Source organism: Candidatus Roseilinea sp. NK_OTU-006 (assembly GCF_012931985.1).
Taxonomy (GTDB): Bacteria; Chloroflexota; Anaerolineae; order J036; family Brachytrichaceae; genus JAAFGM01.
Map to the genome: position 1 here is coordinate 24,451 of NZ_JAAFGM010000029.1, position 14,425 is coordinate 38,875.

The 14,425-nt window shown below is 63.3% G+C and carries 12 protein-coding genes; 3 read left to right on the forward strand and 9 right to left on the reverse strand.

Annotated features, from left to right (window positions below):
• Nucleotides 1-22 precede the first annotated feature (22 nt).
• From GXH28_RS12760 to GXH28_RS12795, 8 genes are all read right to left on the reverse strand, one after another.
• Nucleotides 23-1,882, reverse strand: coding sequence for an ABC transporter substrate-binding protein (locus GXH28_RS12760; protein ID WP_169239417.1), 1,860 nt, complete (start codon nt 1,880-1,882; stop codon nt 23-25).
• Nucleotides 1,883-1,985: 103 nt separating this feature from the next.
• Entirely contained in the window at nt 1,986-2,168 is a 183-nt protein-coding gene (locus tag GXH28_RS12765) for a hypothetical protein (protein ID WP_169239418.1), read from the reverse strand.
• Nucleotides 2,165-3,172, reverse strand: coding sequence for an oligopeptide/dipeptide ABC transporter ATP-binding protein (locus GXH28_RS12770; RefSeq protein WP_169239419.1), 1,008 nt, complete (start codon nt 3,170-3,172; stop codon nt 2,165-2,167). Before GXH28_RS12770 ends, GXH28_RS12765 begins: the two co-directional genes overlap by 4 nt.
• Nucleotides 3,169-4,176, reverse strand: a complete 1,008-nt coding sequence (locus GXH28_RS12775) for an ABC transporter ATP-binding protein (protein WP_169239420.1) — start codon at nt 4,174-4,176, stop codon at nt 3,169-3,171. Before GXH28_RS12775 ends, GXH28_RS12770 begins: the two co-directional genes overlap by 4 nt.
• Nucleotides 4,177-4,245: 69 nt before the next feature.
• Nucleotides 4,246-5,124 carry an ABC transporter permease gene (locus GXH28_RS12780; RefSeq protein WP_169239421.1) on the reverse strand — a complete coding sequence of 293 codons (879 nt, stop codon included), beginning with the start codon at nt 5,122-5,124 and terminating at the stop codon, nt 4,246-4,248.
• A complete protein-coding gene (locus tag GXH28_RS12785) occupies nt 5,121-6,212 on the reverse strand; it encodes an ABC transporter permease (RefSeq protein ID WP_206156840.1) in 1,092 nt (363 codons plus the stop codon). Before GXH28_RS12785 ends, GXH28_RS12780 begins: the two co-directional genes overlap by 4 nt.
• Nucleotides 6,213-6,553: 341 nt before the next feature.
• On the reverse strand, nt 6,554-7,678 hold the full coding sequence (locus GXH28_RS12790) for an aminotransferase class V-fold PLP-dependent enzyme (protein ID WP_169239422.1): 1,125 nt from the start codon (nt 7,676-7,678) through the stop codon (nt 6,554-6,556).
• A 55-nt stretch (nt 7,679-7,733) separates the two neighbouring features.
• Complete coding sequence (locus tag GXH28_RS12795) at nt 7,734-8,978, reverse strand: amidohydrolase/deacetylase family metallohydrolase (RefSeq protein ID WP_169239423.1); 1,245 nt, start codon at nt 8,976-8,978, stop codon at nt 7,734-7,736.
• 106 nt (nt 8,979-9,084) lie between these two features.
• Here GXH28_RS12795 and acs point away from each other — a divergent pair, with 106 nt between their 5' ends.
• Entirely contained in the window at nt 9,085-11,004 is a 1,920-nt protein-coding gene (acs, locus tag GXH28_RS12800; RefSeq protein WP_240550391.1) for an acetate--CoA ligase, read from the forward strand.
• Nucleotides 11,005-11,049: 45 nt separating this feature from the next.
• Here the strand turns inward: acs and GXH28_RS12805 are convergent, their stop codons facing one another.
• Nucleotides 11,050-13,047: a S8 family serine peptidase gene (locus GXH28_RS12805; RefSeq protein ID WP_169239425.1), complete on the reverse strand. Its 1,998-nt coding sequence runs from the start codon at nt 13,045-13,047 to the stop codon at nt 11,050-11,052.
• Nucleotides 13,048-13,233: 186 nt separating this feature from the next.
• Between GXH28_RS12805 and GXH28_RS12810 the strand changes: the two genes are divergently transcribed.
• Nucleotides 13,234-13,713, forward strand: a complete 480-nt coding sequence (locus tag GXH28_RS12810) for a hypothetical protein (RefSeq protein WP_169239426.1) — start codon at nt 13,234-13,236, stop codon at nt 13,711-13,713.
• Between the two features lie 52 nt (nt 13,714-13,765).
• Nucleotides 13,766-14,425, forward strand: a 660-nt coding sequence (locus GXH28_RS12815; RefSeq protein ID WP_206156841.1) for a homocysteine S-methyltransferase family protein, incomplete at its 3' end; no start/stop codon positions are given.

Genomic DNA, 14,425 nt, shown 5'->3' on the forward strand with positions numbered 1-14,425 from the left:
TCTGTTGCAGTGTTCGGTGCGCTTAACCCGACTTGGGTCGCAGCGTGCCGTCGAGGATCATCATCACCACGAAGTTGTCGCCATAGACTGCGTTCTTGTAGATCGGGTCGCCGTCGGGTGGGAAGCCTTCGACGCGCACGTTGAGGGCCGGGTTGTTGCCGTAGCGCTCCCAGAGCGGTACGATGGGCAGCAACTCGTTGAACACCTTGGCTACTTCGGTTACGGCTGCTTTTTGCGCCGACTCGTCCAGGCCGAGCGCGGAGTCGGTGATCAACTGCTCCAGATCCACTTCCTGGTCGCCCACCTTCTGCTTCATGGGGAAGTTCATGCCCTTGCCAGTGGTGGATGCGACGTAGTTCGCGTTGAACAGTGGCGTGATCCAGGAGAAGCTGGGGTGGGGGTTGCCGGCGCCCCATCCGCGGATGGCCATGACGAAATTGCCGGCCGGGATGTCCTTGGCGTGCTGTTGGAACTGCACGCCGCGCACGGTGATCTTGAAGCCAGCTTGGTTCAACTGGTTGGCCAGGTTCTCGGCAGCAGCCGACCAGTCGGCGAACTCGGCGGGCACGGTCAACTCGAATTCGAGCTTCTTGCCCTTGTCGTCCACCCACACGCCGTCATCGCCCTTCTTGAAGCCGATGCCGGTCAGCAGTTCCTCGGCTTTCTGCGGGTTGTAGTCGTAGGTGTTCATCTGGGCCAGCGCATCGGCCTCGATCCAGTTGGGGATCAGGTTATCGCTGATGCCGACCATGTACTTGTGCGGCACGCCGGAATCGCCCAGCGATACCTTGCCGTTCTCATCGCGCTTGACCGAGTAGGCTATGGCCTGGCGCACTTCCTTCAAGCCAAGTGGATAGACGTCGTGGTTGAAGTAGATAGCCGGGCCGCTGTAGGTTGGCGCGCGGATGATGCGGATGCCCTGGCTGACGAACTCCTTCTCCGTGGCTGGCGGGAAGCCGTGTGTGGCATAGTCAATGTCGCCGGAGAGCACCAGCGGCGTCACCACGGGTGTCTCGCCGTTGTAGAGCACGATCTTGGCGAAGTTCACCTTCTCCGCTGCCCACGAGGTCGGATTCAGGTTCATGGTGAGCGAGGCGTCGGTGATGCTGGCCGGATCAATGTTGTAGGGGCCGGATACGATCAGCTTCTCCGGGCGGAACTCGGTCGCTTCCTTCAGCAGGGCCTTCCACTCGTCGCTGTCCTTGCCCTTACCCTCCTTCACCAGCGCTGCCACCTTGTCGGCGATCGGGCCGTAGGTCGCTGCGGAGCGGATGGGCGTCACCAGCGCCAGCCGGCGCACCAGCGTACTGGGCTTGTTCATGTGAAACTCGACCGTCAGGTCATCCTTGGCGCGCACGTCGTCCACGTAGTTGAACAGCGTGAAGTTGAACAAGCGGCCCATGTTGAAGGTGGCCACCACGTCCTTCGCCGTGAACGGGTTGCCGTCGCTCCATTTGGCGCCTTCGCGCAGCATGACCACGAAGTTGTCGCCGTCGAACTTCCACTCTTTGGCCATGAGCGGCACGTATTCGCCCTCGGCCCACCTGTAGCGCGCCAGCGGCATTTCAAGCAGGTCCCAGTAAATCGAAATGCCATTGGGGATGCCGTCGGGCACGAACGAGTTCCAGTGGCCGGTAGGCGGCACCTGGTACGGGAAGGCGCCGTGGAATTCGCCGGTCTTCTCCATCTTCGGAGCGGCGGCTTCGGGCACCTTGGTTGCCTCGGCAGCCGGCGCCTGTTCGGCAGGGGCAGCGGGCTGAGCGGGCGCTGCAGGGGCAGCAGGTGCCGAAGGCGGCGCGCACGCAGCCAATAATGCGCCGGCGCCGGTCAGCGCAGCGGCCTTCAAGAATTGCCTTCGGTTGACGATTTTCTTGTCAGACATGGTCACTTTCCTCCTACTTCAGATATTGAGATTCGTTAGCCGAACTACGATGCGTAGGGAATCGGATGAGCACACTCGATGCCGATACATCACCTCCTTGTCGTCACTTCATGCCCCGCCGGGCGATGAGCACCACGAGAGCGGCGAAGATCAGCCCGACCGCAAGGCTCATGACCGATACGACGAACTCCGCCGTACCGGGCGCCTGGCCGATCAGCACCGCAGCGGACGCGATCACGATGAACAGCGCGAGAGAGAGCGCCGTGCGGGTCATCCCTTCGCTCATGCCGCCTCCTTTGCCCGCTCGCGGGCGACGACGTGGCAGGCGACGCGCGTGCCTTCGCCCATGTCCGCCAGCGGCGGGACGCTCACCTCGCACAGACCTTCCTCGAACAGCGGGCAGCGCGGATGAAAGGAACACCCGCTAGGAAGGTTGAGTAAGCTGGGGATGTCTAGGCTGCGCAGTTGCAGCCGCTCTTTCGTGCGCGTGATGCGCGGGTCGGCCTCGGGGATGGCCGAGAGCAGGGCGCGGGTGTAAGGATGTTGTGGGTGGTTGATGATCTGCGGCGTGCGGCCGATCTCGATCATCCGGCCCAGATACATCACCGCGATTCGGCCTTCCCAGGCGAAGTGTTTGGCCACGGCCAGGTCGTGCGTGATGAAGATAAACGTCACGCCCAGGTCGCGCTTTAGCCGGCCCAGCATGTTGAGCAGGCTAACACGGATGGACACATCCACCATGGAGACGGCCTCATCGGCCACGATCACTTTGGGTGACACGGTCAGCGCGCGCGCCACCGACACGCGCTGGCGCTGCCCACCACTGAGTTGATGCGGGTATTTGTCCAGGAAGTCGTCGGGGGGCGTCATGTCCACTGTGCGCAGCAAGTCCCGCACGCGCTCACGCGCTTGTTTGTGATTGGCGACGATGCCATGTTGCAGCAGCGGCGCACTCATGATGCCGTAGACCGTGTGCGCCGGGTTGAGCGATGCGTAGGGGTCCTGATGGATGATCTGCACGGCCAGGCGATAACGCTGGAATTCGTCTTTGCCCATCGCCCAAATGTTCTTGCCGGCGTAGCGCACTTCGCCGCCGGAAGGATGGATCAGTCCGGCGATCATCTTGCCCGTGGTGGTCTTGCCGCAGCCGCTCTCGCCCACCAAGCACACCACCTCGCCTTCCTGCACGGCCAGTGACACGTCGTCCACAGCTTTTACCTGCTTGCGGCGCTGCTCGAAGACCCGCGAGACGTGATCGAGTTCGATGATGGGCGCAGCGTTCGCCGTCATGGTTTCACCTCTTGCCAGTGCCAACAAGCTGCAAGTTGATCGTCGCCAACCCGTTCTAGCCGCGGCTCTTGGCTGCGGCATTGATCGGTGGCATACGGACAGCGCGGGTGAAAGGCGCAGCCGAGCGGTGGGTTGATCAAGTCGGGTGGCGAGCCGGGGATGGATGCCAACGGGTGCATCTCGCCGGTGACGGTGGGCACGGATCGGGTGAGCGCCAGCGTATATGGATGGCGCGGTCGCTCGAAGATGTCGTAGACGCTGCCGATCTCAACGATAGCGCCGGCGTACACCGTCGCGACGCGGTCAGCCAGCTCGGCAGCCAGTGACAGGTCGTGCGAGATGAAGATGAGCGAGAAGTCCAGCTGCGTTCGCAGCCGGCGCAGCACCTCGATCACCGAGCGCTGCGTGAGGATGTCGAGTGCGGTGGTCGGCTCGTCGAGGATGATGACCTGGGGTTGCAGCAGCAGCCCCAGTGCGATCAGCACGCGCTGGCGCATACCGCCGCTGAGCTCATGAGGGAAGGAGTGCATCACCCGTTGGGGATCGAGCTGCACCATCTTCAGTAGCTCGATGGTGCGCTCGCGCACGGCGTTGGCGTTCGCCATGCCGTGCGCGCGGGCGGTGTCCAGAAACTGCGCTTCGATGCGCAGCACCGGATTGAGCGCATTCTGTGCGCCTTGAAAGACCATCGCGCACTCTTGCCAACGGAAGCGGCGCAGTTCTTCGGCGTTCAACGCGAGCACATCCTGCGAGCTGCCGTTGCGATAGTACATGATCCGGCCCTGCTTGATGCGCGCCGCTTTTGGCAGCAGCCGCACCAGGGCCAGACCGAGCGTAGTCTTGCCGGAGCCGCTCTCGCCGATCAGCGCGAGGGTCTCGCCACGCCGCAGCTCGAAGCTCACGCCGCGCACGGCCTTGACCACGCCGCGCCGCGCTGGATACTCCACCCACAGGTCTTCAACCAGGAGCGCCGGTTCACCTGCTGCTTTCACGCCCTCGCTCATTGCCGTCCTTCACTCCCAACTTCCGACTTCTGACTCCTGACCTCTGACTTCTGACTCCTGACTCCTGACTCACACTCCCACCCTCAGCCGCGGGTTGAAGATCTCCTCCAGCGAGCGGGTGAACAGCACGAGCGAAAGCTGGAACAGCGCAATCGCGATCACCGGGGCCATGATGTTCAGAAAGCTGTCCTTGAAGAAGATCGCGCCGCGCGTCCACGCCAGTTGAATCGTCACCGCCCAACTGTTGTTGTCGGAGAACGATAGCAGGCCGAGGAACACCAAGCCGCCTTGCGCATACACCGCAGCGGTCATGGCAAACACCAGGCTGATGGCGATGTAGCTCATCATGTTGGGCAGAATCTCCTTGAAGATGATGTGCCGGTTGCTCATGCCGAGCGAGCGTGCCGCTTCTACATAGTCGCGCTGGCGCAGCGAGAGCACCTGCGAGCGGATGGCCCGCGTCAGCGTCGCCCACGACAGCAGCGCGAGGATGAGCGATAGCAGCCACACGTCGTTCAACTTGATCTGCGTGGCCAGCACGGCGAGCAGTGGAAAGGTGGGAATGGCCAACCAGAAGTCGGTCGCCGTCATGATGGCCGAATCCACCGCGCCGCCCAACAGCGCGCTGGTCGAGCCGAGCACCACGGCAATCAGCGTACTGATGGCGCCAGTGAGGAAAGCGATGACGATCACATCCCGCCCGCCGTGCACGACCAGCGAGAAGATGTCGCGGCCCTGGAAGTCGGTGCCGAGGATGTGCTCGGCGGAGGGCGGGTTGTAGATTTTGTCCACGCGCGACGTCTTGTCCAGCGGCACGAACAACGGCATGACGAAGGCCAGGAAGATGAAGAACAGCAGCCCGATGAAGCCCAGGAAGCCGGCTTTGTTGCGGGCGATCAACCTGAGCGTTTGGTTGACCCAGTGCGCGATGCCTTTCAAAAACGTCATTTCGTCTCTCCTTGACCCAGACGGATGCGCGGGTCGAGCCGGCTATACAACAAGTCGGCGATCAGGTTGGCCATGATGACCGAAATGGTGATGATCAGAAAGATGCCCTGCATCACCGGGTAGTCGCGCTGGTTGATGGCCTTGATCAACTGCTGGCCGATGCCCTGATAGACGAAGATCGCCTCGATCAGCACCGAGCCGCCGAAGACGAAGCCGATGCTGATGGCGAGCTGGGTGAACAGCGGCAGCGAGGCGTTGCGACCGACATACGAGGTCATAATGCGTCCGTCCTTCAGGCCACGTGCCCGTGCTACGGTCACGTAATCTTCCTCCAGCGTGGCAATCGTGCTGCTTTTCATCGCCAGCATCCAGCCACCGATGGTGGTGAGCACATACACGAAGATGGGCAGCGCAGCGTGATACAGCACGTCCAGGAAGAAGTGCAACGTGAAGCCCGGCTGCACACCCGGCGAGATCGAGCCGCGCATGCTGGCGATGTTGATGATCCTCAACTGCGGCCCCAGCACCACCAGCAGGATGATGGCGATCAGGTAATTCGGCACCGAGCTGACCAGCGATGCGAATGTCGAGAGTGCGTAGTCAATCGGCGTCTCGCGCCGGTAGGCCATCAGCATGCCGAGCACCACGCCGAGGACGAAGCTGATCAGCAGCGACGTGCCGACACTGAACAACGTCCAGGGGAGGAACTGGCGGATGATGTCCGCGACGTAGGTGCCCTTGGAACGATAGGACTGGCCGAGGTCGCCGCGCAGCAAGTTGCCCAAGTACTCCAGGTATTGCTGGCTCAGCGGCGCGTCGAGGTCAATGGCGAACAGCGCCGAGGCCTGATCGCGCGCCTCCTGATACGACATGCCATACATCGCGATCTGCTCCTGGATGAAGATCTCGACGGGATTGCTGGGCATGAGGCGAATCAGGAAGAACGTGGCCGTCACGACGGCGAAGATGGTGACCACCGCCTTCACCAGACGGCGAAAGACGTAGCTGCGAAAGACGCGCTGCAGCACGTTGGGGCGCGCCTGTTCTTCCGGCAAGCTTACGGGAATCGGGGCAGTTTGAACGGCCATGCTTCACACCTTTATGCGGCGACCGTCTCAGGCAAAGCGAACATCGCCTCGCCTGCGCTGTGCGCTCGGCAGATGAACCGGTCTGCGATGCCAAAGCGATATTAGCACGCCGATCTTCCTTCGACAAACGCTCACGCGACGATCGTGCGAATGTCGCGCGTACCCGCCCTCGACGAAGTGCGCAGGCGCGCCCGCGTCGGCGATCAGAGTGTGGATCGCCGAGAGATGTTCGGTTTCTGCCCGCGCTGCTGCACGTCAATCAGGTCGTGGCGGCCGGCAGCAGCGGGCGATCGCCGCAGGCGACCAGAACGACGATTGTGGCGCACGGCGGAGCGAAGAGCCTAAATTCCACGATGGAGCAAGTTTACGATACGCTCGGTGACGCTACGGACTTCCTCATCCGTCAGCGTCATCGGGTTCAGCAGGATGCCATCGGCGTCGTCGGATGCACTGACGCTGATGCGCGGGTCGCCGTCCCACAATTGGGCGATCAGCGCGTCGCGCGTGATGCCTGTTTGGTGCGGATCGATGAATACCTCGCAGCGCGGCAAGGGTTGGCCGGCTTCGTTGGGGAAGGATCGCACGGCGCGCACGCCGGGCAGCGCACTGAACGTCGCGCACCAATGGGCGACCACGCGCTCGTCGCGTTCGCGGCGTTCTTCGTGGTCCATCGCGATGTAGCGTTTCACGGCTGCCAGCAGCCCGACCATTTCTTCTTTGCCCACTTTCATCGGTCGGCCGATGCCGTGGTTGGGACTGCTGAGCTTGCGCATGGCTTGGATCAACCCACGTCGGCCGACGACCAGGCCGGTGGTCTGCGGGCCGCGCAGGTCTTTGCCGCCACTGAAGATGGCGCAGTCCGCGCCTAACTGTGTGAAGCGCCACAAGTTCTCCACAGGCGGCAATTGCGCCGCGCCGTCCACGATCACCGGCACACCCCGCGCCCGGCACGCCGCGAGGACGCGCTCGATCGGCAGGTCGCCTTTGCCGGTGAAGTAGCCCTGGAACCAGACGAACGCCGCCGTGCGCGGGCTGAACGCCGCCTCGAGCTCAGCCGGGTCGGTGTGTGTCTCACTCCCGATCTCGATGACCTTCACGCCGGTCTGGCGCACGGCGAAGTCGTAGCCGTTGCGGTGCGAGGTGAACATGATCACCTCGTTTTTGTCCAATGCCTCGGTGTGCGGAAGATGTCGCGCTAGCTCACGGTCGCCGCCTGAGACACACGCAGCGATGGCGAGCACGATGCCGGCCGCCGCGCCGGTAGCGACCATCGCTGCTTCGTTGCCGGTCAGCGCGGCAAGCCTTTCGCCCACACGGTCATGCAGCTCTTCGAGGTCCACATGAAAGCGCGCCGCCTCTTCCATCGCGGCGATCACTTCCGGCGGCATCACGCTGCCGCCCAGCTTGGTCAGTGTGGCGTTGGCGTTGATCACCGGTCGAACGCCCAGTTCGTCGTAGATACTCATAGCAGTGGCCAAGGGCACGGACAGAATGGACAAAATGTTCTGTTCATTCTGTCCTCTATTGCTGTAGGGCAGGGATGACCCAATATTCCGGCGGCGCGGCTGTCCACTCCGGCGCGCTCAGCCCGCCAATGTCGAAGACGATCTCACCGGCGCGAATCGTCAGGACGCATTCCAGCTTTTTGTCGCCGGTGAGCTTGGCGCGGCCGCAGTCCATGAAGCTGAACCGTCCGGTACGCAGCTCGAAAACGGCGACATCGGCGCATGCGCCGGCGCTCAGGTGACCCAGCTCGGGATGGCCGATCTGTTGGGCCGGGTTGACCGTGCTCCGCGCGATCACGTCGTAGAGCGACATGCCGGCGTTCAGGATCTTGTTCATGGTGGTCTGCATATCCACGACGACGCTGTGGACGTTGCCGGTGTGCAGGTCGGTGCTGATCGAATCCGGCGGGAAGCCGCCCTGGATGGCGCGCACGGCGTTGCGGAACCAGAAGCTGGCCGCGCCGTGGCCAACGTCGAAGATCACCCCGCGCGCCCGCGCCTCGAACATGAAGTCGTTGACCTGGCCGGCCTCGTTGATGATCGGGAATTGCTGGGCGTAGACGTGCGTATGGATGTCGCCCGGCCGCGCCTTCTTCAGGATCAACTCCTGATAGCTGCGCTCCGGCGGCCGCGGCCAGAAGTCGTACATCACGTGCCGGCCGCACAGCTCGGCGGCCTTGATGGCCTGATCCACGGCTGCCCACGGCGTATGCAGCGCGTCCCACGGCAGGCGCGTCCAATAGTGGGCGGTCTTGATGCCGACGCAGATGTCGGGGTAAGCCAACACGGCTTCGGCGGCGCGCTCGGCGTCGAAGGTGCGCGGGTCTTGCTCCCAATCACCCAACATGCCGTTCTCGCTGATGTTGACGTAGGCGAAGATGCGCGTCTTGGCGCGGTCAATCACCGTCTCTTTGAAGTGCCGGATGTGATTCGCGCCGGCGGTGCCGGTGTCCACCACGGTCGTCACACCGCTGCGAAAGGTATGCGCGTCGGCCACCACGCTCAGACCTTCCGGCGCGCCCTCTGGCGCGCGGGTGTGATAGGCGTGCATGTGAATGTCGAGGATGCCGGGTGTGACGTAGCGGCCGGAGACGTCAATCACTTTGGCGGCTGTTGCAGGGTTGATGTCAGGCGCAACGGCGGCGATCCGGCCGTTCACGATCGCCACGTCGCGCTTGCCGTCCAGCCCGTTCTTTGGATCAATGACGTGCCCGCCCTTGAGCAGGAGGTCATAGGAGGATTGCGGCGTGTCGGGTGTCATGATTCGGGAGTTTAGCGCGCGTTGGACCGTTGCGCACGAGGAGTTCGCTTGACCGGCATCGCGCCGCGAAATTAAAATCCCGGCAATTCTCAAGCTGGAGGCCATGATGTCCGATCAATCCCAACTGCAGGCGCAAGCAGCGGAAATCTCGATTGACCACAAAACCCTCTATCCCCCATCGCCAGAGGTTGTCGCGCGTGCGCGCATCAAGGATCGGGACACTTTGAGCAAATTTGCCGCCGATCACCCGGAGCAATTCTGGGCCGAGCGCGCCGAGGAACTCGAGTGGTACGGTAAGTGGGAGAAGGTGCTCGACGACTCAAACAAGCCCTTCTTCAAATGGTTTGTCGGCGGCAAGTTCAACATCGTCCACAACGCGCTCGACCGGCACATGAAGACTTGGCGCAAGAATAAAGTCGCCTACATCTGGCAGGGCGAAGACTTCTCTGAACGACAAATTTCCTACGCCGATTTGAACCGCGAGGTGTGCAGGTTCGCCAACGTGCTCAAGTCGCTCGGCGTGAAGAAGGGCGACCGCGTGACAATTTACATGGGCCGCGTGATCGAGCTGCCGATCGCAATGCTGGCCTGCGCGAAGATCGGCGCGGTGCACTCGGTCGTTTACGGCGGCTTCTCGGTGCAGGCGTTGGCCGGACGCATCCTCGATTCGCAGAGCAAAGTGCTGGTCACCTGCGACGGCGCCTACGTCAACGGCAAGGTCGTCGAGCTCAAGCAGATCGCCGACGATGCGATCAAGGAAGCCCCCATCGTCGAGAAGGTCGTGGTTTACAAGCGCACCGGCCGCAAGATCGGCTGGGTGGAGGGCCGCGATCACTGGTGGCACGACCTGATGAAAGACGCCAGCCCGGTCTGCGAGACCGAGGTGATGGATGCCGAGGATCCGCTGTTCATCCTCTACACCTCCGGCTCGACCGGCAAGCCCAAGGCGCTGCTGCACACGCACGGGGGCTACGCCGTCTACACCTACACCACCATGCGCTACGTCTTCGACATCCAGGACGAAGACCGCTATTGGTGCGCTGCCGACCCCGGCTGGATCACCGGCCACTCGTACATCGTGTATGCGCCGCTGATGAACGGCGCGACCAGCATCATATACGAGGGCGGTCCGGCCCATCCCGCGCCCGATCGCTGGTGGAGCATCGTCGAGCAGTACGGCGTGACGATCTTGTATTGCGCGCCGACCGGCATCCGCGGCCTGATGCGCTTCGGCGAAGAATGGCCCAAGAAGCACGATCTTTCATCGCTGCGCCTGCTCGGCTCGGTGGGCGAGCCGATCAACCCGGAGGCCTGGCGCTGGTACTACGTTCACGTAGGCGGCTCGCGCTGCCCGATCATGGACACCTGGTGGCAGACCGAGACCGGCGGCTTCATGATCACGCCGCTGCCGGTCACGCCGCTCAAGCCCGGCAGCGCCACCCAACCGTTCTTCGGCATCCGCGCAGAGGTGGTAGACGACAACGGCAATCCAACTCCGCCCGGTGAGGAAGGCTACCTGACCATCCTGGCGCCATGGCCCGGCATGGCCCGCACGATCTACGGCGATCCGGATCGCTACGTGCAGACCTACTGGTCGCGCTACCCCGGTCGCTACTTCACCGGCGACTCGGCGCGCGTAGATCAGGACGGCTACTTCTGGATCATCGGTCGCGTGGACGATGTGCTCAAGGTGAGCGGCTATCGCCTGGGCACGGCGGAAGTGGAGAGCGCATTGGTCTCGCATCCGGCTGTGGCCGAAGCTGCGGCCATCGGCCTGCCGCACGAAGTGCGCGGCAACGCCATCTATACCTACGTCATCCTGCGCGCGGGCTACGAAGGCACGCCGGAGCTGGCCGAGGAGCTGCGCCAGCACGTCGGCAAGGTGATGGGGCCGATCGCGCGGCCGGAGAAGGTCGAATTCGTCGCCAAGCTGCCCAAGACCCGTTCGGGCAAGATCATGCGCCGCGTGTTGAAAGCGCGCGCGCAGGGCCTGCCGGAGGGCGACCTGACGACGCTGGAAGAATAGGGTAGGCGACGGCAGGGCAAGCCGACGGCATAACCGACGGCTGCCCTACGCGAAAATCATCTCCAGCTTGAACTCGCGGATCTTGCCGACGTCGTAACGCGCCTTATCCGCGACCAGCAGCGTCCACTCACCGCTGGGGGACTTGCCGGCCACCGATGCCAGCGCCGGCGTGTTGGCCGCGTCGTAGGTCTGCTTGATGTGGTTGGCGGCGCCGCCCTGCCGATTGTGCAGCACGATGTCGCCAATGCCGGAGGCGGCCGGCGGCTTGAGCGTGACGACCAGGTCGCCGCGATAGGTGTGCTCGATGTCCACCCAGACCTTCAGCGCCTTGAGCGGGCGCGTCTCGGCCACGGTCGCGCTCAGCTTCGCCGACTTCAGATCGGGGATTGGCACGTCCTGCTTGACCGACACGATCACCACCGGCTGCGGCTGTGGCGGGGCAGCCAGCTCGACTGCCTTGCGCGCGTTTACCCGCCCGAAGCCATACCAGGGGCTGTGGCCGTTGGCGTCGTAGTTGCCGTTGGCCGCGTCTATCTTGTCGCACGAATTCTTGATGATCTCGCGCACCTCGTCCCAGCGTAGGTCGGGGTTGCGCGCCAGGATGAGCGCTGCCACGCCGGCTACGCCGGGACACGCGCTCGACGTGCCGCCGAAGCTGTTCGTGTAGTTGCCCTGTGCGTCGCCGCGGCTGGTCTGGCCGGGGTTGTAGCCCGGCGCGCCGGTGCGATCTGTCGTCCAGATACCCGGCGTCAGCGATGGATGACCGTGGTTGCTGGGGAAGGCGCACCAGATCGCTTTGCCGTAGTCGCTGTAGGCGGCGCGCGTCCCCATGTCGTTGCACGCCGCGACGGCGATCACTTTGTCGTAGCTGGCATAGCCGTCGTTGTCCACGCTCTCGTTGCCGTTGCCGGCGGCAAACAAGATCACGCAGCCTTTGCCGTTGCGCCCGTTGCGCACGGCGTAGTCCATTGCTAGGCGCGTGGAATCGGGCAAAGGCACGACCTGCTTGTGCAGCGGGTCGTTGGGATTCCACCATTGACCATCGGCCGGCCCCCAACTGCACGAGATCACGTCGGCGCCATGCTGCGCTGCCCAGACAAAGGCGTCGGCCTCGTGCTGCGAGCCCAGGCCGGAGGTCAGCCGGATCGGCATCAGCCGCGCCTTGGGTGCCACGCCCGATGCGCCAAACATGCCGTTGGCACACGCCACGCCGGCGCAGGCCGTGCCGTGGTTGTCGGAGTTGCCCGGGCGTGGGTCGTCCGTCCGGCGCGTCACATCGCGCGGAGCGACGATCTTGCCCGCCGAGCCGAACTCTTCGTGGTCAATGTCCACGCCGTCGTCAATGATGGCGATTGTCACCCCTTCCCCTTGCGAGAGCGCCCAGGCCGCCTCGACGTTGGCGCTCTGGTCTATCACCCGGCCGCCGATGGTGGTCTTGCGCAGGTGCCACTGGTTGGGGAAGGCGGCGCGGTCGCGCCGGCGGCGGATCAACTCAGGATGGCAGTATTCGACTGCCTCCTCCTGGAGCAGCCGCTGAGCAACATCGAACACTTCGAGGCCGATGCCCTCCGGCGCGCCGAGGAAGTAACCGTTGCGCACGTAATCCACCGGCGACTTGATCGTCAGGCCATACTTTTTGATGAGTTGACGGCAAGTCGCGGCCTTCGCTTCGTCATCGAATTTGACGAAGAGGTTCTCGGTGTAGAGCACCGGCGCTTTCGATTGCGGATCCACCAGCACGCGGCCGGCGAAGCGCACGTCCGGCTCGCTCTTCAGCACGGCCCGCGCCTGATCGCGGATGGACTTGGCCTGGCGCGTCGTGCGGGTCCGCAGTATAGCCACGCCGGCGTTGAAATACTGCGTTTCAAGCTCGAAGTGACCCAGGATTGCCAGGGCATCGTCGGATAGTGCTGCGCCTTCGCCGGGTGCGGTCGCGAAGACCAGATTGCGGCTGCGCGCGCGCACGGCGATGAGATCGTTGCTCTCGACGAGCTTGTACGTCTGTCCTGCCTTGCCGCCGTACTGAACGGTGTATGTGCTCATGAATGCTCCTGTATGCTGTAAGCGGCGCGCGACTGCAACGCTCAACCAGACTTAGACCCGTTCAAGAGGACGAGTGCTTGGCGTCGCCGCCTGAGAATATGCGGCGATAATACAGGCCGATATAATCCCCTGTCAAATGGCTGCCGAATCGCCATCGTCGTCATTCTGCGCGTGTGGGCAACAGTTATGAGTCATCTGTTGGACTACCCGATGTACCTTCGCGCCAGCACCGAGCACGCTGAGGTGATCTATACCCGCGCCGAGAATTATCACGCCGTCAAGAACGCGCCGTCCGCTCAAGCAAAGGAGGCTGTGCTGACGTTAAAAGACGATGACAGCACCTATCTGATCCTTAAGGGAGAGCCGCAGGCGCCCGGTGAGGGGGTGAGCGCCGTCTATCAGGGCAACGGCGGCGTGTTGGTCGTGCCGACCGGTCGGGTTTTCGTCCGGTTGAACGAAGGTGCGCGCGTCGAGGCGCATGCTCCTGCGTTTCGCAAGCTCGGCTTCGTCATTACCCAGTCGTTGCCCTATGCGCCCCACGTTGCTTGGCTGGAGCGCGAAGATGGCGATGCCGCTGCTGCGCTGCGCAGCGTCGGCGCATTGGAGAAACTACCCCAGGTGTGTAACGTTGAGCCTCAATTGCTGGCAGCGCGCGCATGGCGTTGATCTTGGCATCGCCCCGATGGGGAATGCACCGCCATCCCAGCCCTGAAAAACGATGTCTCGCTCAAACTTCCTCGAACGCTTAGCGGAACGTCCGCTGCTTGCCGATGGCGCCATGGGCACCATGCTGTATGCGCGCGGCTTCGGCTTTGACGAGTGTTACGACGCGCTCAACCTGAAGCATCCCGAGGTCATCGTAGATATTCATCGCCAGTATGCCGCCGCCGGCGCAGACATCTTGGAGACGAACACGTTCGGCGCCAATGCGTTCCGGCTTGCTGCGTGGAATTTGGAATCCTCGGCTGCGGAGCTCAACATGCGTGGCGTGGAACTGGCGCGTCAGGCCGCGCGCGATGTGCGCGCGGACATTTTGATCGCCGGCGCGGTTGGGCCGCTAGGCGTCCACCTCGCCCCGCTGGGCAATATCAGCCGCGAAGAGGCCTATCGCGCCTTCTATGAGCAGATCGGCGCGCTGGCTGAGGCAGGCGCCGATCTCCTGATCCTGGAAACGTTCTCCGATCTGGCAGAACTCGAAGAGGCCCTGCGTGCAGCCAAGGCTGCCTGCAACCTACCGGTGGTCGCCCAGATGACCTTCAACCGTGAGCAACGCACGTTTATGGGTGTGACGCCTCTGCAAGCCGTTCAGGTGCTGACGCCATGGCGGCCGGCGCTGATCGGCGCGAATTGCTCAACACGCCCTGCGGCCCTGTTGAGC